General features: G+C 69.6%; 1 protein-coding gene. It reads left to right on the top strand.

The window, feature by feature from the left end; all coding sequences use genetic code 11:
- The first annotated feature begins 61 nt into the window (after positions 1-61).
- Positions 62-23,308: a non-ribosomal peptide synthase/polyketide synthase gene (locus HUA76_RS26410; RefSeq protein ID WP_254614479.1), complete on the top strand. Its 23,247-nt coding sequence runs from the start codon at positions 62-64 to the stop codon at positions 23,306-23,308.
- Positions 23,309-23,338: the final 30 nt, after the last annotated feature.

Here is a 23,338-nt window from a genome sequence, read left to right as displayed (position 1 = left end):
CTCCATCTTCTCCGACGTCCTCGGCCTGGAGCGCGTCAGCATCCACGGCGACTTCTTCGAGTTGGGCGGCCACTCCCTCCTCGCCACTCAAGTCGTCTCTCGCATCCGCTCCACCTTCGACGTCGAGCTGCCCCTCGGTGAGCTCTTCTCTTCTCCCACCGTCGCTCTCCTCTCCGAGCGGCTCGACTTGCTCCACGGCTCCTCGTCTCGCCAGCCGGCCCTCCTCCCTGTCGACCGGGCCCAGCCGCTGCCTCTCTCCTTCGCCCAGCAGCGCCTCTGGTTCCTCGACCAGCTCCAGCCCGGCGCTTCCACCTACAACATCCCCTGGGCGCTCAAGCTCTCTGGCTCGCTTGACTCGCATGCGCTGCTCCAGTCCCTCAACGCGCTGATTCAGCGTCACGAGACCCTGCGCACCCACTTCGCCATTCATGAGGGCCAGCCCGTTCAGCACGTCCAGCTCGACTTCCGGCTGGAGATGCCTCTCATTGACCTCTCCGCCCTGCCCCAGCAGGAGTGTGACGCCGAGGCACAGCGGTTGGCGGCAGCCGAAGCCGTGCGTCCGTTCGACCTCGCCCGGGGCCCCGTCGTCCGCGCGTCACTCCTCCGCCTGGATGCGTCCGAGCACCAGTTGCTCGTCACCGTCCACCACATCGCCTCCGACGGTTGGTCCATCGCCGTCATGGTCCGCGAGCTGGCCGCCTTCTACCGCCAGTTCTCCGGGGGCGAGCCCGCTCAGCTTGCCCCTCTGCCCATCCAGTACGCCGACTTCTCCGTCTGGCAGCGCCAGTGGCTCCAGGGTGATGTCCTCGCCTCAGAAATCGCCTGGTGGCGCAACCAGCTCGCGGGCGCTTCTCCTGCTATTGAGCTGCCTACCGACAGGCCCCGTCCCGCCGTCCAGTCCTTCCGCGGCTCGCTGATTCCTTTCGAGCTGTCTGCTGAGCTGACCTTCGCCGTGAAGGCACTCGCCCAGCGCGAGGGCGCCACGCCCTTCATGGTGCTGCTCGCCGCGTGGCAACTGCTGCTGTCTCGCTACTCTCGTCAGGACGACATCTGCGTTGGCTCTCCCATCGCCAACCGCAATCGCGCGGAGACCGAGGGCCTCATCGGCTTCTTCGTCAACACGCTCGTCCTGCGTGCTCACATCAATGGCGGCCAGTCCTTCCGCCAGTTGTTGGAGCAGGTGCGCCTGTCCACCCTCGCGGCCTACGAGCACCAGGACGTCCCCTTCGAGAAGCTCGTCGAGGAACTCCAGCCTCAGCGCGACCTCAGTCGCAGCCCGCTGTTCCAGGTCTCCTTCACCTTCCAGAACGCTCCTGACGATGCCCTCCGCCTCCCGGGCCTCTCCCTCGACGTCCTCACCTCCGAGCTTCACTCCGCCAAGTTCGACCTCTCCCTCGGCATGAGCGAGAGCCAGGGTCGTCTGCTCGGCTCCCTCGACTTCAACTCCGACCTCTTCGACGCAGCCACTCCGCGTCGCATGGCTCGCCACTTCGTCAGCCTCCTCACCGACGCCACCTCTCGCGTCGACGCACCCCTGCGTCATCTCGGCCTGCTCGCCGACGACGAGAAGACTCAACTCTTCTCCGACTTCCAGGGCGCTCACGTGAAGTACCCGAGTGAGGCCACCCTTCACTCGATCATCCAAGCGCAGGCGCTTCGTTCTCCCCATGCCGAGGCCGTTCGCTTCGAAGACAGTCTCCTCACCTACGCGCAGCTCGATTCACGCTCCAACCAGCTCGCTCACCACCTGCGTACTCTCGGCGCGCGCCCCGGCTCTCTCGTCGGTGTCTGCCTGGAGCGCTCGCTCGACCTCGTCGTCGCCCTGCTCGCAGTCCTCAAGTCCGGCGCTGCCTACGTCCCCCTGGACCCCGCGTATCCCCGCGAGCGCCTCGCCGGAATGCTCGAGGACGCTGACGCTCCCGTGCTCCTCACCCATGAGCACCTGACGTCCGTCCTCCCCCAGCACGCCTCTCGCGTCCTCTGCCTCGACTCCCAGTGGGACGCTGTCTCGCGACAGCCCTCCTCCTCGCTGGAGTCGCTCGCCGGCCCTGACGCCCTCGCCTACGTCATCTTCACCTCGGGCTCCACGGGCCGCCCCAAGGGCGCCATGAATGCCCACTCGGGCGTCGTCAACCGCCTGCTGTGGATGCAGCAGCAGTACGCGCTGACGGCGATGGACACCGTCCTCCAGAAGACTCCCTTCTCCTTCGACGTCTCCGTCTGGGAGTTCTTCTGGCCCCTCATGACCGGCGCGCGGCTCGTCCTCGCGAAACCCGGTGGACACCAGGACCCCGCCTACCTCGTCCGCCTCATCTCCGAGCAGCGTGTCTCCACGCTCCACTTCGTCCCCTCCATGCTCCGCGCCTTCTTGGAGGAGCCGGGTGTCGAGAAGCTCTCCTCGCTTCGTCGCGTCGTCTGCAGTGGTGAGGCTCTCACTTCGGACTTGGTGACTCGCGCCCATGCGCGCCTGCCCGCTTCCGCCGAGGTCCACAACCTCTACGGCCCCACCGAGGCCGCCGTCGACGTCTCCTTCTTCCACTGCGCTCGCGGCTCCTCCCAGTCCTCCATCCCCATCGGCAGGCCCGTCGCCAACACCCGCCTCTACGTCCTTGACTCCGACAACCAGCCTTCTCCCGTCGGTGTCCCCGGTGAGCTCTTCATCGGCGGTGTCCAGGTCGGCCTCGGCTACTGGCGCAAGCCCCACCTCACCGCTGAGCGCTTCATCCCCGACGCCTTCAGCGCCTCTCCTGGTGCCCGCCTCTACCGCACCGGCGACGTCGCTCGCTGGCTCCCAGACGGCTCCCTCGAGTACCTCGGCCGCTCCGACTTCCAGGTCAAGCTGCGTGGCTTCCGCATTGAGTTGGGCGAAGTCGAGGCCGCGCTTCGCTCGCTTCCCTCCGTCTCCGACACCGTCGTCGTCGTCCGTGACGAGTCCCGTCTCGTCGCCTACGTCGTCTCCTCTGGCGACACCGACTCCGCTTCACTCCGGGCCGCGCTCTCTCAGCGCCTCCCCGAGTACATGGTGCCCTCCGCCTTCGTCTTCCTCGACGCACTCCCCCTGAGCCCCAGCGGCAAGGTGGAACGCAAGGCGCTCCCGGCTCCGGACTTCACTCCCACCTCGCGTGAGCACATCGCGCCTCGCACTCCTTCCGAGGAGCTGCTCGCCTCCCTCTTCGCCTCAGTCCTCCGCGTCGAGCGCGTCGGTGTCACTGACAACTTCTTCGAACTCGGTGGCCACTCCCTCCTCGCCACCCAGCTCATCTCTCGCATTCGCCAGTCCTTCGGCGTCGAGCTGCCCGTTCGTGCTCTCTTCGAGGCCGCCAGCGTCGCCCAGCTCGCGCCGCGCATCGAAGCCACCCGCCAGACTCAGGACGGCCTCCAGCTTCCGCCCTTGGCGCCCGTTCCGCGCTCCGGCGACCTGCCGCTCTCCTTCGCGCAGCAGCGCCTCTGGTTCCTCGACAAGCTCCAGCCCGACAGTCCCTTCTACAACATCCCCACCGCGCTCCAGGTGAACGGTGAGTTGCACACCGAAGCGCTCTCTCGCGCACTCCAGGAACTCGTCCGTCGCCACGAGTCGCTTCGCACCACGTTCCTCTCCCGTGACGACGGCCAGCCCGCGCAGCGCATCCACACCGACGTCCCGTTCGACCTCTCGCACGTCGACCTCGGACACCTTCCGGAATCCACCCGCGACGCCGAAGCCCAGCGCCTCGCCACCGTCGAGGCCCAGACTCCCTTCAACCTGACGCGCGCCCCGCTGCTGCGCGCCACCCTCGTGCGCCTCGACGAGCAGCGCCATGTGCTGCTCATCACCGTCCACCACATCGTCTCGGACGGTTGGTCCGCGGGAGTCTTCGGCCGCGAGGTCCTCGAGCTGTACTCCGCCTTCAGCCAGGGCCTGCCCTCACCGCTGGCGCCGCTGGCACTCCAGTACGCCGACTACGCCGCATGGCAGCGAGGCTGGCTGCGGGATGAGGCGCTGGCTCAGCAGGTCTCCTGGTGGCGCAACCACCTCGCGGGGGCGCCGCATGCCCTGGAGCTGCCCACCGACAGGCCGCGTCCTCCCGTCCAGTCCGCCCACGGCGCCAATCTCCCCGTGCGCCTCGGCACGGACCTCACCACCGCGCTTCGCACCCTCTGCAACCGCGAGGGCGTCACGCCCTTCATGGTGCTGCTGTCCGCCTTCAACGTCCTCCTCGCCCGCTACTCCGGCCAGGACGACATCGTCGTCGGCTCGCCCATCGCCAACCGCCGGCAGGCCGAGCTCGAAGGCATCATCGGCTTCTTCGTCAACACGCTCGCGCTGCGCACCCAGCTTCGCCTGGACATGTCCTTCCGCGAGCTGCTCGCCCAGGTGCGCGAGTCAACCCTCGGCGCCTACTCGCACCAGGACGTTCCCTTCGAGAAGCTCGTCGAGGAACTCCAGCCTCAGCGCGACCTCAGCCGCTCACCCCTCTTCCAGGCCATGCTCGCGCTGCAGACGGCGCCCCCCGTCTCGTCCCGGAGTGACGCGTCCGGCGCCCTGCGCGCCATCGACGTGGACAGTGGCACCGCCAAGTTCGACCTCTCGATTCTCCTCGTCGACTCCGGCGCCGACATCCACGGCCTGCTCGAATTCAACACCGACCTCTTCGACCGGAGCACCGCCCAGCGCATGGGCGAGCACCTGTCGCGGCTGCTCCAGGCCGCCATCGCCGACCCGAGCCAGTCCCTCGCCCACCTGCCGCTGCTGAGCACGCAGGAGAAGCACCAGCTCCTCACCGAGTGGAACGACACCGCGAGCGTCCATCACGTCACCTCGCCCATCCACCGTCCCGTGGAAGCGCAGGTGGCGCGGAAGCCCCACGCCATTGCCGTCTCGGATGGTGTCGCCTCGCTCACCTACGCCCAGCTCGACACGCGGGCCAATCGACTCGCGCACTTGCTGCGCGAACACGGCGTCTCACCGGGCAGCTCCGTCGGCCTCTGCCTCGACAAGTCGCTCGACATGGCCGTCGCGGTCCTCGCGACGCTCAAGGCCGGCGCATCGTATCTGCCGCTCGACCCCAACTACCCCTCCGAGCGCCTCGCGTTCATGCTCGAGGACTCCGCGGCGCCGGTCGTCGTTTCCCACTCCAGCCTCCGGGCCTCGCTGCCCGCGTCATCGAGTGCGCGACTCATCCTCGTCGACGCGGAAGCGGACGCCATCTCCGCCCAACCGCCTCACTCGCCCGACGTCGCGTTCTCTCCCGAGTCCCCCGCCTACGTCATCTACACCTCCGGCTCCACCGGCAGACCCAAGGGTGTCGCCCTTCCTCACCGCGCGCTGAGCCATTTGCTGTCCTGGCAGCTGCGCCAGTCCGTGGTGCCTTCGGCCACCACCCTCCAGTTCGCCTCGCTCAGCTTCGATGTGTCGTGCCAGGAGATCTTCTCCACCTGGTGGGCCGGCGGAACGCTCGTGCTGCCCACTGGCGGTCTGCGCCAGGACATCCCCGCGCTGCTCGACTTCATGCACCAGCAGCGCGTCGGGCGGCTCTTCCTGCCCTTCGTCGCGCTCCAGGCCCTCGCGGACGCCGTCTCTCACGGCGCCACCGTTCCCACGACGTTGCGCGAGGTGGTGACGGCCGGTGAGCAACTCCAGATCACTCCCGCCCTCGTCGCCCTCTTCGAGAAGCTCCCGGGCTGCGTCCTGGAGAACCAGTACGGTCCCTCCGAGACGCACGTCGTCTCCGCGTTCCGCATGCAGGGAGCGCCCGCCTCCTGGCCCCGGCTGCCCTCCATCGGCTCGCCGCTGCCTCACACGCAGCTCTTCGTCCTCGACTCGCTTGGCCAGCCGACGCCCGTGGGCGTGCCCGGTGAACTCTTCATCGGCGGCGCGCACCTGGCACTCGGCTACACCGACAGGCCCGCGCTGACGGCCGAGAAGTTCGTTCCCCACCCGTTCTCGTCGACGCCGGGTGCACGCCTCTATCGCACCGGCGACTCCGCTCGATGGACCGCCTCGGGCACCGTCGAGTTCCTCGGCCGTCTCGACGGACAGGTGAAGCTGCGCGGCTTCCGCGTCGAGCTTGGCGAAGTCGAGGCCGCGCTGCGCTCCCTGCCCGGCATCCGCGACGCCGCGGCCATCGTCCGAGAGGACGTCCCCGGCGCCAGGCGCCTCGTCGGCTATGTCGTCCCTGTCTCTGGGACGGACGCAGTCACCCCCGAAGCGCTCCGCTCCGCCCTGCTCAAGCGCCTGCCCGAGTACATGGTGCCCTCCGTCTTCGTCGCCCTGGAGGCCCTGCCGCTGACTCCCAGCGGGAAGCTCGCCAGGAGGCTGCTGCCGGCACCCGACGCGGCGAGCCTGACGGACGAGTCGTCCTTCGTCGCACCTCGTAACCCCACGGAAGAGAAGCTCGCCGAGCTCTTCGGCGCCGTCCTCAACCTGCCTCGCGTCAGCGTCACCGAGAGCTTCTTCGCCCTGGGTGGGCACTCCCTTCTCGCCACCCAGGTCGTCTCTCGCATCCGCTCCACCTTCAACGTCGAGCTCCCACTCCGCGAACTCTTCGAGGCCCCCTCCGTTTCACAGCTCGCCGAGCGAGTGAATCAACAGACGGCCGGGTCGCAAACGCCGCCGCTGGTCCGCACGGACCGCTCGCAGCCGCCACCGCTGTCGTTCGCACAGCAGCGCTTGTGGTTCCTCGACAAGCTTCAGCCAGGTAGCGCGACCTTCAACATGCCCCTCGCGATTCATCTCGAGGGCACGCTGGACATGGACGCACTGCAGCAGTCCTTCACGGAGCTGGTGCGCCGCCACGAGGTGCTGCGCACCACGTTCCGCGAGGGCCCGGTTCAAATCATCCATCCTCCCGCGGCCGTGCCAATGCCGCTGGAAGACCTGTCCGCGCTCACCGAAGAGGCGCGCGACGAGGAAGTCCAGCGTCGAGTCCTCGCGGAGGCCGAGCGTCCTTTCGACCTCGCGCGTGGCCCCCTGCTGCGGACCGCGTTGCTGCGGCTGAGTGCGACCCAGCACCTGTTGATGATGACGATGCACCACATCATCTCGGACGGCTGGTCCATGGGCCTGATCGTGCGTGAGTCCACCGCGCTCTACGAGTCCTTCGCGGCGCGGCGCCCTTCACCGCTGCCCGAGCTGCCCATCCAGTACGCCGACTACGCCGCATGGCAGCGGTCCTGGCTCAAGGGCGAGGCGCTCGAAACCCAGCTCGACTGGTGGAGTGCGTATCTGTCCGGAGCGGCGTTGCACCTGGACATGCCCACGGACTTCCCGCGTCCCGCCATGCAGGGCTTCCGAGGCGCGAGTGTCTCGCGAGTGCTGCCGCGTCAGCTCGTCGACTCACTCCACGCGCTGTGCCGTCGTGAGGGCTCCACGCTGTTCATGGCCCTGATGGCCGGCATCCAGGCCGTCCTGTCCCGCTACTCCGGACAGGAGGACTTCGTCATCGGCACCGGTATCGCCAATCGGAACCACTCGGAGACCGAAGGCCTCATCGGCTTCTTCGTCAACCAGCTCGCCCTGCGCGCACGGCTGGGTGGCAACCCGTCCTTCCGCGAGCTGCTCGCACGTGTCCGCCACGACACGTTGGGCGCCTACGCGCATCAGGACCTTCCTTTCGAAGAGCTGGTCAAGGCCGTCAACCCCGAGCGCAGCCTCGCTCACGCGCCTCTCTTCCAGGTCGCCGTGGTGCTCCAGAATCAGCCCGAGACCGAGCTGAAGGTTCCGGGCCTCACCTTCCACCTGCAGCCCTCCAACACCGGCACCTCGCGCCTCGACCTCACCCTCGCCCTCCAGGAGACGGCCCAGGGCCTGGGTTGCAGCATCGAGTACCGCACCGACCTCTTCACGGCTCACACCGTGGACAGGCTGCTCATCCACCTCGGTGCCCTTCTCGAGAAGGCCGCGGCCCAGCCCGAGGCTCCTCTCTCCTCCCTCTCTCTTCTCTCCGAGGCCGAGCAGCACCAGCTCCTCGTCGAGTGGAACGACACGGCACGAGACTTCCCGCGCGACTCCACCGCGCACGCCCTCTTCGAGGCCCAGGCCGCTCGCACTCCTGACGCCACCGCGCTTCGCTTCGAGGGCAACTCCCTCACCTACGCTCAGCTCGACTCTCGCGCCAATCGCCTCGCGCACCACCTGCGTGGCCTCGGCGTCACGGCCGAAGTCCCCGTCGCTCTCTGCGTCGAGCGCTCTCTCGACCTCGTCGTCTCCATCCTCGCCATCCTCAAGGCTGGCGGCGCCTGGGTCCCTCTCGATGCTTCGTACCCCGTCGAGCGCCTCTCCTTCATGCTCCGCGACTGCGCCGCCCCCGTGCTCGTCACCACGGCGTCGCTCGTCGAGTCGCTGGGCCTGAAAGTCCCGAGCATCGTCCGCCTGGATTCCGACGCGAGCCTCATCTCCGCGCAGCCCGAATCCCCTCCGGCCTCCAGCACCAGCGCCGACAACCTCGCCTACGTCATCTACACCTCCGGCTCCACCGGCACTCCCAAGGGCACCCTTCTCCAGCACCGCGGCCTCGCCAACACCGCGCTCACCGCTGGCCGTGCCCACGGCTTCTCTCCCTCCTCTCGCGTCCTCCAGTACGCCGCCTTCGGCTTCGACGCCTCCGTCGCGGAAATCTTCGGCGCCCTCCTCGCCGGCTCCACCCTCGTCCTCGCTCCTCGCGAGCGCCTCCTCCCTGGCGCTCCTCTGCGCGACTTGCTCCGCGACGAGTCCATCTCCGCCGTCACCCTCACTCCCTCCGTCCTCGCGCAGATGCGCCCCGAGGACCTTCCCTCTCTCCAAACCCTCATCTCCGCCGGTGAGGCCTGCCCTCCCGAGCTCGTCCAGCGCTGGGGCTCTCGCCTCCGTCTCCTCAACGCCTACGGCCCCACCGAAGTCACCGTCTGCGCCTCCATCTCCGCTCCTCTCCTCCCCGGCCAGACTCCTTCCATCGGCAAGCCCTGGGACAACGTCCGCGTCTACGTCCTCGACTCCTCGCTGCGCCCACTGCCCGTCGGTGTCCCCGGCCAGCTCTGCGTCGACAGCGTCGGCCTCGCTCGTGGCTACCTCTCTCAGCCCGCCCTCACCGCCGAGCGCTTCGTCCCCAACCCCTTCAGCCCCTCCCCCGGCGCGCGCCTCTACCTCACCGGTGACAAGGCTCGCTGGCTGCCCGACGGCACTCTCGAATTCCTCGGCCGCATCGACGACCAGGTGAAGCTGCGCGGCTTCCGCATCGAGCTCGGTGAAGTCGAGGCGGCTCTCCTCTTCCACCCCTCCGTCCATCAGGCCGTCGCCGTCGTCCGTACCGAAGCCGCCGGCGATAAGCGCCTCGTCGCCTACGTCGTCGCCGACTCCAGCGACACCATCGACGTCGCGGCCCTGCGCGAGTCGCTCAAGCGACGCCTGCCCGAGCACATGGTGCCTTCCGCCATCGCCGTGCTCGACGCGCTCCCCCTCACGCCCAATGGCAAGGTGGACCGCAACGCGCTGCCCTCGCCCGACGCGTCCCTCTCCGCTCCGGTCCGCGAATACGTCGCGCCCCGGACCCACGTCGAAACCCAGCTCGCCGCACTCTGGGCCGAGCTGCTGCACATCGAGCGCGTGGGTATCCACGACGACTTCTTCGAACTGGGCGGCCACTCCCTGCTCGCCACGCAGTCGATGTCTCGCATCCAGGCCACCTTCGGCATGGAAGTGCCACTGAGGGAGCTGTTCGAGGCCCCCACGGTGGCGAAGCTGGCCGCACGGCTCGAAGCGGTCGCGCATGCGGGTGCGGGTGCGTCACGGGCGCCAGAGCTGGTGCCGGTGCCTCGCACGGGTGAGCTCCCGCTGTCCTTCGCGCAGCGGCGGCTGTGGTTCCTGGATCAGCTCGAGCCGGGCACCGCCCTCTACAACCTGCCCGCCGCCATCCGCTTGGATGGCCCGGTCGATGTCGCGGCCCTGGAGCAGGCCTTCGGCGCGCTGGTGCGGCGCCATGAGTCACTGCGCACCACGTTCCCCGCGAACGCCCACGGCAGCCCGGTGCAGGCCATCGCCGAGACGGCGGAGCTCACGTTCGCGCTCGTGGACCTGTCCGAGCACCCCTCCGCGCAACGCGAGGACGAAGCGAAGAGGTTGTCGCTCCAGGAGGCGCAGCGGCCCTTCGACCTGGCCCGAGGCCCCCTGCTGCGCGTGACGCTGCTCCGCATGGATGAGCGCCTGCACGTGCTCCTGCTGACGATGCACCACATCATCTCCGACGGCTGGTCCACGGGCGTGCTCGTGCGCGAGGCCGGGGAGCTGTACATCGCCGCTCGCGAGGGACGTCCCGCGTCCCTGCCGGAGCTGCGCGTGCAGTACGCCGACCACGCCACCTGGCAGCACCAGTGGCTGGAGGCCGGTGAGCTGGAGCGACAGCTCACGTACTGGAGGACCCAGCTCGCGGGCGCGAACCACGTGCTCACGCTGCCGACAGACCGTCCCGTTCCGGCGATGCAGACCCAGGCCGGCTCGACCTACCCCGTGCGACTGTCTCCTGCGGTCTCCTCCGCCGTGACGACCTTCAGCCAGCACATGGGCGCCACGCCGTTCATGGTGCTGCTCGCCGCGTTCGAGGCGCTGCTGTACCGCGCCACGGGTCAGGACGACGTGCTCGTGGGCTCACCGGTGGCCGGGCGCAATCGTCCGGAGACCGAGGGCCTCATCGGCGTGTTCATCAACACGCTCGTCCTCCGTGGACGCATGTCCGGTGACATGACGTTCCGCGCACTCGTCGAGCAGGCCCGAGAGACGGCGCTCGGCGCGCTGACGAACCAGGACGTCCCGTTCGAGCAGTTGGTGGAGGAGTTGCAGCCCGCGCGCAGCCTGAGTCACTCGCCGCTGTTCCAGGTGATGTTCGCGCTGCAGAACATGCCTGCCCCCTCGCTGACCCTGTCAGAGCTCACTCTCACTTCCGCGGACGTTGACCCGGGCATCGCGAAGTACGCCCTGTCCCTCGTCCTCCAAGAGACGCAGGACGGGCTCACGGGCGGGTTCGAATACAACACGGACCTCTTCGACCTGGAGACCATCCAGGCCATGACGGGGCACTTCACACGCCTGCTCGAAGCGGCGATGAACCACCCGGACCTCACGCTCGCCGAGCTGCCCGTGCTCTCCACCGAGGAGCGGCACCGGCTGGTGGTGGAGTGGAACGACACGCGCTCGGACTTCCCGCGCGACACCTCCGTGTTCGCGTGGTTCCAGTCGCGCGCCGCCCTGGCCCCCGAGACTGTCGCCCTGGAGTGGAACGACGGGCAGCTCACGTATCGCGAGCTGGAGCGGCAGGCGCTCGCGCTGGCGGAAGTGCTGCGTCAGCGAGGCATCGGGCCCGAAGTGCGCGTCGGTCTGTTCGCGCGTCGCTCACCCGAACTGGTCGCCGGAGTCCTGGGCATTCTCGCCGCGGGCGGCGTCTGGGTCCCGCTCGATCCTTCCTCGCCGTCCGAGCGACTGGCGATGATGCTGGACGACACCGCGCCCACGGTCGTGCTGACCCAGCGCGCGCTTCGTGACGCGCTGCCAGCGGGGACGGCTGGCGTCCTGGTACTCGAAGACGTGCTGGCGTCCGAACCGGTGGCGAGCAACACCTTCCGCGCCCCTGTCCTGTCTTCGGAGAGCGCGGCGTACATCCTCTTCACGTCCGGCTCGACGGGACGCCCCAAGGGCGTACTGGTGCCGCACCGCGCCCTGGCCCGACACACAGCCTGGTTCAGCGCGAATCTGGGCCTGGGGCCCAGCGACCGCGTGCTGCAGAAGACGGCCCCTGGCTTCGACGCCGTGGTGCCGGAGCTGATCTCCACGCTGGTCAGCGGTGCGCGGCTCGTGTTGCCTCCGGCGGCGGCGGACCTGGACATGGACGCACTGCTGACGGTGCTCGCGCATCGGCAGGTGACGGTGCTCCAGCTCGTCCCCTCGCAGCTCAGCCTGTTCGTGGAGGCCGAGCGACTCGATCGCGCCACGGGCCTGCGAGTGCTGGTGTCCGGTGGTGAAGCACTCCCGGCGGAGCTCGCGCGGCGCATCCGCGCGCAGTGGCCGGAGACCCGTCTGGCCAACTGCTACGGCCCCACCGAGACGGCGGTCGACGCCACGTCCTGGACGGTGAATGGCCCCATCCACGGAGCCACCGCGCCCATTGGCGGCCCGATTGGTGACACGCAGGTGTACGTGCTGGATGCACATGGGCAGGTGGTGCCCGTGGGTGTCACGGGTGAGCTGTTCATCGGAGGCGAGGGCGTGGCACGCGGCTACGTCGGCCAGCCGGCGATGACGGCCGAGCGGTTCGTCCCGGATGCGTTCTCTTCCGTGCCCGGCGCCCGGCTCTACCGCACGGGCGACCAGGCCCGCTGGCGCCATGACGGTGTGTTGGAGTTCCTCGGTCGCGCCGACGCCCAGGTGAAGGTGCGCGGCTACCGCATCGAGCTGGCCGAAATCGAGTCCGCCCTGCTCGCGCATCCCGAGGTGCGTGAGGCCGTGGTGCTCGCTCGCGAGGACCGACCCGGAGACAAGCGACTGGTGGGCTACGTCGTGGGTGCGTCCTCGCTGGAGGCCCCCGCGCTGCGAGCGTTCATCGCCCAGCGCCTGCCCGAGTACATGGTTCCGTCCGCGCTGCGGATGATGGACGCGCTGCCCCTCACCGCGAACGGCAAGGTGGACCGCAAGGCGCTGCCCGTGCCCGAGCAGTCGTGGCTCACCGAGGATGCGTCCCAGGCCACGCCGGGTACGCCCACCGAGGAGCTGCTCGCGGGGCTGTTCGCCCAGGTGCTCGGAGTGCTGGGTGTCAGCACCACCGTCAGCTTCTTCGAGCTGGGCGGACACTCGCTGCTCGCCACGCAGCTCGTCTCGCGCGTGCGGTCCGCGTTCCAGGTCGAGTTGCCCCTGCGCGAGCTGTTCGAGGCGCCGACGGTCCACACGCTGGCCACGCGCATCGACGCCGCCCTGAGCGCGGGCGCGAAGCTCCAGAGGCCGCCTCTCACCGCCCTTCCGCGTGATGGCGAAGCGCCCCGGGCCTTCGTGCCGTCCTTCGCGCAGCAGCGACTGTGGTTCCTGGACCAGTTGGAGCCGGGCAGCCCGTCGTACAACATGCCCATCGCGCTGCGGCTCGAAGGCGTGGTGGACACGGACGCGCTGGAGCGAGCCTTCACGGAAGTCGTCCGGCGCCATGAGGTGCTGCGCACGACGTTCCGCGCGGGCCCCGAGCAGCTCGTGCATGCGCCGATGCCTGTGTCGGTGCCCGTGGTGGAGCTGTCCGGACTCGACGATGCCGAGCTCCAGCTCCGTGTCGATGAAGAGGCTCGTCGTCCCTTCAATCTCACGCACGGCCCCCTGCTGCGCGTCACCCTGCTTCGGCTGGGTGAACAGCGGCACGTGCTGCTGCTGACGATGCACCACATCATCTCGGACGGTTGGTCCATGGATGTGCTCGTGCGTGAGACGGCGGCGCTCTACGCGGCCTTCTCTTCGGGTCAGCCTTCGCCGCTGCCGGAGCTGCCCATCCAGTACGCCGACTACGCCGCATGGCAGCAGTCCTGGCTCCAGGGCGAGGCGCTCGAAACCCAGCTCTCCTGGTGGAAGGAGCTCCTCGCGGGGGTTCCTCCGCTGCTGGAGCTGCCCACGGACTTCCCGCGTCCCGCCGTGCAGGGCTTCCGAGGCGCGAGTGTCTCGCGAGTGCTGCCGCGTCAGCTCGTCGACTCACTCCACGCGCTGTGCCGTCGTGAGGGCTCCACGCTGTTCATGGCCCTGGTGGCGGGCCTCCAGGCCGTCCTGTCCCGCTACTCTGGCCAGGAGGACTTCGTCATCGGCACCGGTATCGCCAACCGGAACCAGGCGGAGACCGAGGGCCTCATCGGCTTCTTCATCAACCAGCTCGCCCTGCGCGCGCGGTTGGGTGGCAATCCCTCCTTCCGCGAACTGCTCGGACGCGTGAGGAAGGACACGCTGGGCGCCTACGCGCACCAGGACCTGCCCTTCGAGGAGCTGGTCAAGGCCGTCAACCCCGAGCGCAGCCTCGCTCACGCGCCTCTCTTCCAGGTCGCCGTGGTGCTCCAGAATCAGCCCGAGGCCGAGCTGAAGCTCCCGGGCCTCACCTTCCACGTCCAGCCCTCCAACACCGGCACCTCGCGCCTCGACCTCACCCTCGCCCTCCAAGAGACGGCCCAGGGCCTGGGGTGCAGCATCGAGTACCGCACCGACCTCTTCACGGCTCAAACCGTCGACAGGCTGCTCATCCACCTCGGTGCCCTTCTCGAGAAGGCCGCGGCTCAGCCCGAGGCTCCTCTCTCCTCTCTCTCCCTGCTCTCCGAGGCCGAGCAGCACCAGCTCCTCGTCGAGTGGAACGACACGGCACGAGACTTCCCGCGCAACGCCACCGCGCACGCCCTCTTCGAGGCCCAGGCCGCTCGCACTCCTGACGCCATCGCGCTTCGCTTCGAGGGCAACTCCCTCACCTACGCTCAGCTCGACTCTCGCGCCAATCGCCTCGCGCACCACCTGCGCTCCCTCGGCGTCACGGCCGAAGTCCCCGTCGCTCTCTGCGTCGAGCGCTCTCTCGACCTCGTCGTCTCCATCCTCGCCATCCTCAAGGCCGGCGGCGCCTGGGTTCCTCTCGATGCCTCGTACCCCGTCGAGCGCCTCTCCTTCATGCTCCGCGACTGCGCAGCCCCCGTGCTCGTCACCACGGCGACTCTGGTGCAGTCGCTGGGTCTGAATGTGGAAAGCGTCGTCCGGCTGGATTCCGACGCGAGCCTCATCTCCGCGCAGCCCGAGTCCGCTCCGGCCTCCAGCACCAGTGCCGACAACCTCGCCTACGTCATCTACACCTCCGGCTCCACCGGCACTCCCAAGGGCACCCTTCTCCAGCACCGCGGCCTCGCCAACACCGCTCTCACCGCTGGCCGTGCCCACGGCTTCTCTCCCTCCTCTCGCGTCCTCCAGTACGCCGCCTTCGGCTTCGACGCCTCCGTCGCAGAAATCTTCGGCGCCCTCCTCGCCGGCTCCACCCTCGTCCTCGCTCCTCGCGAGCGCCTCCTCCCCGGCGCTCCTCTGCGCGACTTGCTCCGCGACGAGTCCATCTCCGCCGTCACCCTCACTCCCTCCGTCCTCGCGCAGATGAGCCCCGAGGACCTCCCCTCTCTCCAAACCCTCATCTCCGCAGGCGAGGCCTGCCCTCCCGAGCTCGTCCAGCGCTGGGGCTCTCGCCTCCGTCTCCTCAACGCCTACGGCCCCACCGAAGTCACCGTCTGCGCCTCCATCTCCGCACCTCTTCTCCCCGGCCAGACTCCTTCCATCGGCAAGCCCTGGGACAACGTCCGCGTCTACGTCCTCGACGCCTCTCTGCGCCCACTGCCCGTCGGTGTCCCGGGACAGCTCTGCGTCGACAGCGTCGGCCTCGCTCGTGGCTACCTCTCCCAGCCCGCCCTCACCGCCGAGCGCTTCGTCCCCAACCCCTTCAGCCCCTCCCCCGGCGCTCGCCTCTACCTCACCGGTGACAAGGCTCGCTGGCTGCCCGACGGCACCCTCGAATTCCTCGGCCGTATCGACGACCAGGTGAAGCTGCGCGGCTTCCGCATCGAGCTCGGTGAAGTCGAGGCCGCTCTCCTCTTCCACCCCTCCGTCCACCAGGCCGTCGCCACCGTCCGTACCGAAGCCGCTGGCGACAAGCGCCTCATCGCCTACGTCGTCGCCGACTCCAGCGACACCATCGACGTCGCGGCCCTGCGCGAGTCGCTCAAGCGACGCCTGCCCGAGCACATGGTGCCTTCCGCCATCGCCGTGCTCGCCGCGCTCCCCCTCACGCCCAATGGCAAGGTGGACCGCAACGCGCTGCCCTCGCCCGACGTGGAGAGCCTGCGCGGCGACACGGCGTTCACCGCGCCTCGCACGCCCGTGGAGGAGAAGCTGGCGGAGCTGTTCGCGACGGTGCTGAAGCTGGCTCGCGTCAGCGTCACGGACAACTTCTTCGAGATGGGCGGCCACTCGCTGCTCGCCACCCAGGTGACGTCGCGCATCCGCTCCGCCTTCGCGGTGGAGCTGCCGGTGAGAGACCTCTTCGAGGCCCCCACCGTCGCCGCGCTGGCCCAGCGGGTCGACACCGCCCTGCGCACCGGCGCGACGACGACGGCGCCGCCCATCGAGCGCACGCCGCGCGAGGGCAAGCTGCCCCTGTCGTTCTCGCAGCAGCGCGTGTGGTTCCTGGACCAGCTCGAGCCAGGCAGCCCCGCGTTCAACATCCCGACGGCGCTGGTGCTCTCCGGTGAGCTGGACGTGGAAGTGCTGCGTCGGACGCTGGAAGCCGTCGTGCACCGTCACGAGGCCCTGCGCACCACGTTCCACACGGAGTCGGAGGGCCCCGTGCAGGTCATCCACGCCCCCTCGCCGTTCGAGCTGCCCGTCATCGACCTGCGCCACCTCTCCGCCGAGCAGCGAGACCTCGAGGCCCGACGTCACGCGGGCGAACACTCGATGTATTCGTTCGACCTGAGCACCGGGCCGCTGCTGCGCGCCGCCGTGCTGGTGCTGGAGGACCAGGAGCACCTGCTGCTGCTCAACGTCCACCACATCGTCTCCGACGGCTGGTCCATCAGCGTCGTCGTCCGTGAGATGGCGCTCCTGTACGGTGACTTCCAGGCCGGCCGCGTGCCGAACCTCCCCGATCTGCCACTCCAGTACGCGGACTTCGCCGCGTGGCAGCGCCGCTGGCTGGACGGCGCTGAGCTGGACCGTCAGCTCACCTGGTGGCAGCGACAGCTCGATGGGGCTCCCCAGGATCTGGAGCTGCCCACCGACCGGCCGCGCGCGCACCTGTCGCGGCCTCGCGGCGGCCTGTTGCCCCTCGTGGTGCCTCCCGCGCTGGCGGTGGCTATCGAGACCTTCTGCCACCGTGAAGGCATCACCCCCTTCATGTTCTTCCTGGCGGCGTTCCAGCTCGTCCTGTCGCGCTACTCCGGTCAGGACGACATCTCCGTGGGCTCGCCGGTGGCGGGACGCAACCGCGCGGAGCTGGAGGGCCTGGTCGGCTACTTCCTCAACACGCTGGTCCTCCGCACGCGCCTGGATGGGGACCCGACGGTGCGCGAGCTGCTGGGCCGCGTGCGCGAGACGGCGCTCGGCGCCTACGCACACCAGCACCTGCCCTTCGAGCAGCTCCAGCCCCTGCGTGACCTCCAGCAGTCGCCGCTGTTCCGCGTGATGTTCATCCTCCAGAACACACCGGACGCGACGGCCTCACTGCCGGGCCTGACGCTGCGTCCGGGCCCCGACGAGGACCATGTCGCCAAGTTCGACATCACGCTTTCCATGGGACGAAGCGCAGCGGGCTTCACGGGCGAATTCAACTACCAGGCGGACCTCTACGACGCGTCCACCATCGAGCGGATGATCCGGCACTTCCGGGCGCTCGTGGAGCTGCTCGTCTCCGCCCCCGAGCGTCGCCTCTCCTCGCTCACGCTGCTCTCCGGCGAGGAGCGTCTGCGGCAGCTCGTGACGTGGAACGACACGCGCGCGGACTTCCCCGAGGCCTGCGTACACGTGCTCTTCGAGGCCCAGGTCCACCGCGCTCCCGACGCGCTGGCGGCCTCCTTCGAGGGCACCCAGCTCACCTATGCCCAGTTGAACGAGCGGGCCAACCAGCTCGCCCATGTGCTGCGCCGTCACGGCGTCGGCCCCGAGGTCCGCGTCGCGCTCGGCGTGGAACGCTCGCTGGATGTCGTGGTGGGCCTGCTCGGCATCCTCAAGGCGGGCGGCGCCTGGGTGCCCGTGGATCCGCTGCTGCCGCGCGAGCGCCTGTCCTTCCTGCTCGACGACAGCGGTGCCGCGCTGCTGCTGACGCAGTCCCCGCTCGTGGACCGCTTCCCCGAGCCGCACCGCGCCCGTGCCCTGTGCCTGGACACCGCGCACGAGGCCCTGGCGCGAGAGAGCATCGAGGCGCCTGTCACCGGCGTCACTCCCGGCAACCTCGCGTACGTGCTCTACACCTCCGGCAGCACGGGCCAGCCCAAGGGCACGGCGGTGGAGCACCGGAGCGTGGCCAACCTCGTCACGCACGAGGCCACGGCCTACGGCATCGGTCCGGGCGAGCGCGTGCTCCAGTTCGCCAACCTCTCCTTCGACCTGTCCGTGGAGGAGATCTTCACCACGCTGACCTCGGGCGCCACGCTGGTGCTCGCGCCGCTGGAGAAGGTGATGCCGGGCGCGCCGCTGCACGCCCTGCTGCGAGAGCAGGCGCTCACGGTCATCAGCCTCACGCCCGCGGCGCTGGCCGCCACGCCCGCCGACGCGCTGCCCGCGCTGCGGACGGTCATCTCCGGCGGCGAGGCCCTGCCCTCGGACGTCGTCGCACGGTGGGCCCCGGGTCGCCGGTTCCTCAACACCTACGGCCCCACGGAGGCCACCGTCGTGGCCACGCTCGGACAGGTCGTCGCGGATGACAGCCACGTGCCCTCCATCGGCAGGCCCCTGGCCAACGTGCGCGTCTACGTGCTCGACGCACGCGGCGAGCCGGTGCCGGTGGGCGTCAAGGGTGAGCTGTACCTGGGCGGAGTCGGCGTGGCCCGAGGCTACGCGGGCAGGCCCGCGCTCACCGCCGAGCGCTTCATCCCGGATGCGTACTCCGAGGTGCCCGGCGCTCGGCTGTACCGCACCGGCGACGTGGTGCGCTGGCGCGACAACGGCACGCTGGAGTTCGTCGGCCGCGTGGACGCGCAGGTGAAGGTGCGTGGCTTCCGCATCGAGCTGGGTGAAGTCGAGGCCGCGCTGGCCCGGCACCCGGCGGTGCGCGAGGCCGTCGTGGTGGCTCGCGAGGATGGACCTGGCGGCAAGCGCCTCATCGCCTACGCCGTGGCGCGCGAAGGCGTGCCCACCGACGGAGCGACGCTGCGCTCGGCGCTGAAGGACGCGCTGCCCGAGTACATGGTGCCCACGGTGGTGATGGTGCTGGACGCGCTGCCGTTGACCTCGAACGGCAAGGTGGACCGCAAGGCCCTGCCCGCGCCGGACATGAGCAACGTCAGCGGGCGGCCCGACTTCGTGGGGCCTCGCACACCCACGGAGGCGCGGCTGGGCACCATCTGGTGCGCGGTGCTCGAAGTGGAGCGCGTGGGCATCCACGACAACTTCTTCGAGCTGGGCGGGCACTCGCTGATGGCGACCCAGGCCATCAGTCGCATGCGCGCGGTGTTCAAGGTGGAGCTGCCGCTGAGGGACTTGTTCGACACGCCCGACCTGGCGGCACTGGCGCAGCGCGTGGACCTCGCGGTGCAGCAGGGCCAGGGTCTGGAGATTCCGCCGCTGGTCCCCGTGGCGCGCACGGGCGATCTGCCGGCGTCGTTCGCCCAGCAGCGCCTGTGGTTCCTCGACCAGCTCGAGCCGAACAGCGCCTTCTACAACATCCCCGCCACCGTGCGGCTGGAGGGCGCGCTGAACGTGGACGCGATGAGCCGGGCCGTCAACGAGTTGCTCCGTCGGCACGAGTCCCTGCGCACGTCCATCCTGAGCAACAACGGTCAGCCCATCCAGGTCATCCATCCGCACGAGCCCGCCGCGCTGATCGTGCTGGACCTGAGTGCGCTGGAGCCCGAGGCCCGCGAGGCCGAGGCGCGTCGCGCGGTCACCGAGGAGACGCAGCGTCCGTTCAACCTGACGGACCGCTCGCTCCTGCGCGTCCGGCTGCTGAAGCTCGGCGCCGAGGACCACGTGCTGCTGATGTCCATGCACCACATCGTCTCGGATGGTTGGTCCATGGGTCTGCTCATCAACGAGCTGGCCTCCGCGTACACGTCCTTCGCCCGGGGACTGCCGCTCACGCTGCCGGACCTGCCGCTCCAGTATGCGGACTACTCCGCTTGGCAGCGCAGTTGGCTGAAGGGCGACGTGCTCGACAGGCAGGTGGCCTGGTGGCGCAAACATCTGCTGAACGCGCCCCCGGCGCTGGAGCTGCCCACGGACTTCGCCCGTCCGGCGGTCAGCAGCTTCAAGGGTGACATGGTGGGCGTCACCATGCCGCGCGGCCTCCAGGATGCGGTCCAGACCCTGGCGCGCCGCGAGGGCGCCACGACGTTCATGGTGCTGCTCGCCGCCTTCCAGACCCTGCTGTGGCGCTACTCCGGTCAGGACGACATCAGCATCGGCTCTCCCATCGCCGGCCGGCGCCACTCCGACCTCGAGAAGCTCATCGGCTTCTTCGCCAACACGCTCGTGCTGCGCACGCAGCTCTCCGAACACCAGACGTTCCGCGAGCTGCTCGGCCGCGTACGTGAGGCGACGCTGGATGCGTACGCGCACCAGGACGTTCCGTTCGAGAAGCTGGTCGAGGAGCTCCAGCCCGAGCGCAGCCTCAACCGCACGCCGCTGTTCCAGGTGCTGTTCGTCCTCCAGAACGTCCACAAGGAGACCTACGACTCCGCGGGCCTCCGCATGTCGGCGATGGAGGCCACCAGCGGCACGGCCAAGTTCGACCTAACGCTCTCCGTGTTCGAGTCGCCGCAGGGCTTCACCGGCTACCTGGAATACGCCTCCGACCTCTTTACGCGAGAGACGGCGGAGCGGATGGTGGGGGCGCTCCAGCACCTGCTCGAAGGCGCCGTCTCCCAGCCGGACCTGACGCTGGGCCGGCTGCCCCTGCTCTCGGACACCGAGCGTCAGCAGGTCGTCGAGGGCTTCAACGCCGCGGTGGACCCGACCTACGTGCCGGGCCTGATGCACCGCTGGGTGGAGGCCCAGGTGTCGCGCACACCGGACCGCGTGGCCGTGACGGATGGAACCCGCTCACTCACCTACGCGCAGCTCGACGCGCGGGCCAACCAGCTCGCCCATCACCTCATCGCGCTCGGCGTGCCCGTCAATGGCACGGTGGGCCTGTGCCTGGAGCGCGCGAGCCTGGACATGCCCGTCGCGGTGCTGGCCACGCTCAAGGCGGGCGCCGCCTTCCTCCCGTTGGACCCGAGCTACCCGGCGGACCGACTGGCCCTGATGCTGGAGGACACCGGCGCGCCCGTTGTCCTCGCGCACTCGGCGCTCGTCTCCGCGCTGCCTCCGGGATTGACGGCGCGAGTGATCCGACTCGAGGAGGAGACGTCCGTCGCCTCGCGGCCGACGCACTCGCCCGACGTGGACATGTCGCCGGAGACGAACTGCTACTTCGTCTACACCTCCGGCAGCACGGGCCGGCCCAAGGGCATCGTCATGTCCCACCGCGCGGTGGGCAACATGCTGTGGTGGTTGATGAAGCGCGCGGTGAAGCCGGACGCGACGACGCTCCAGTTCGCGTCGCTCAACTTCGACGTGTCGTTCCAGGAGCTGTTCGGCACCTGGTTCCTGGGTGGCAAGGTGCTGCTCATCAACGGCTCCTTGCGCCAGGACCCGCCCGCCATGCTGCGCTACATGCGCGAGCACCGCGTGGAGCGGCTGTTCCTGCCCTTCGTCGCCCTCCAGGCCATGTGCGACGCGGCGCTCACGGAGAAGGAGCTTCCACCGCTGGGTGAAATCATCACCGCCGGCGAGCAGCTCCAGGTGACGCCCGCGCTGCTCGCGTTCTTCGACCGGCTGCCGGAGTGCACGCTGGAGAACCAGTACGGCCCGTCGGAAGCGCACGTCGTCACCGCGTGGCGCGCACCCGCGGACCGCAAGCGCTGGCCGGCGCTGCCCCCGGTGGGCTCGCCGGTCACCAACGTGCAGCTCTACGTGTTGGACCCGCACGGCGCGCCCTGCCCCATCGGCGTCGCGGGCGAGGTCTACGTCGGTGGCGCCAACGTGGCCCACGGCTACCACGGCCGCCCGGACCTGACGTCGGACCGGTTCCCGCCGAACTTCATGGGCGGCGCTTCCGGCTCGCGGCTGTACCGCACGGGCGACAAGGCCCGGTGGCTGGCGGATGGCAACCTGGAGTTCCTCGGCCGCCTGGACAGCCAGGTGAAGCTGCGAGGCTTCCGCATCGAGCTGGGCGAGGTGGAAGTGGCCCTGCGCGCGCTGCCCCAGGTGCGCGACGCGGTGGCCATCGTCCGCGAGGATGTCGCGGGAGATCGCCGCCTCGTCGGCTACGTGGTGCTGCCGGCCGACGCGCCGTGGAGCACCGAGGAGGCCCGTCAGGTCCTTCGCGAGAAGGTGCCCGAGTACATGGTGCCGTCCATCTTCGTGCGTCTGGAGGCGCTGCCGCTGATGCCCACCGGCAAGGTGGCGCGCGGCGCGCTGCCTCCTCCGGACGAGGAGAGCCTGCGTGGCACCACGCCGTTCTCCGCGCCTCGCACGCCACTGGAGGAGCTGCTGGCCGGGGCCTTCGCGGAGGTGCTGCGCACGCCTCGCGTGAGCATCACCGACAACTTCTTCTCGCTCGGTGGGCACTCGCTGCTGGCCACGCAGGTCGTCTCCCGCGTGCGCGCCGTGCTGGGCGTGGAGCTGCCGCTGCGCGCCCTCTTCGAGGCCCCCACCGTCGAGTCGCTCGCCCTGCTGCTCGAGCGCGCCCAGGAGGCGCTGAAGGCCCAGGACACACGCCCCAAGGCGACGGCCCGTCCTGCCACGCCCACCTGGTCGCCGCTCGTCACGCTGCGCCCGGGCACCGATGCGCGACGCGTGCTCCACGTCATCCACGGAATGGATGGCCGGGTGGACGGCTACGCGGAGCTCGCGAACCACGCCCCCGAGGGCTGGAGCGTCGTCGGAATCCAGGCCCGCGGTCTGGAGGAGGGCCGCGCCCCGCTCGAGTCGGTGGAGGCGATGGCCACGCTCTACGTGGAAGCCCTGCGTGCCTCCGCGCCCCAGGGGTCGTACCGGCTGGCCGGCCCGGGAATGGGCGCGCTGGTGGCGTGGGAGATGGCACAGCAACTCCAGCGCGAAGGCCATGCCGTGGAGCTGTTGCTCATCGAGCCGCTCCCCGCGGAGCCGGATGCCAGCACGGCGGCCACCACGGCCGGCGCGCAGGGGGCACTGTTCGCGAAGCTGCTCGCCGCCCAGGCGGGCATCGACGCCCCGGCGCTGCCCTCGGCGCTCACCACCAGCAAGGACGCGGAGCCGCTGCTCGCGCACCTGCATGCCGAAGGCGCGAAGACGGGCCTGCTGCCGGAAGCGCTCTCGCTCGCGGAGCTGCACGTGCACTTCAAGGTCTTCGCCAGCCACCTGCGCGCCGCGCGGCGCTACCTCCCCGAGCCCACCGAGGGCGCCGTGAGGCTGCTGCGCGCGACGGAGGCTCCGGAGCGGGATGAGGACGCGCTCGACGGGGGCTGGGGCGAGTTGGCCGAGGGCGGCCTCGAGCTCCACGAGTCCCCCGGAGACGCCGTCTCCGTGCTGCGCGCACCGCACGTCACGCGGTGGTTGAAGAAATTGTTCGACCTGGAAGGTCGGGAGTCATGACGGGCCACCTTCACGACAGGGGGTGGCTCT

Source organism: Myxococcus sp. CA056 (genome assembly GCF_013336715.1).
In the GTDB taxonomy this organism is placed as follows: domain Bacteria; phylum Myxococcota; class Myxococcia; order Myxococcales; family Myxococcaceae; genus Myxococcus; species Myxococcus llanfairpwllgwyngyllgogerychwyrndrobwllllantysiliogogogochensis.
The sequence above is the reverse complement of the archived record's forward strand: the minus strand, read 5'-3'. Positions and strand labels throughout refer to the sequence as shown.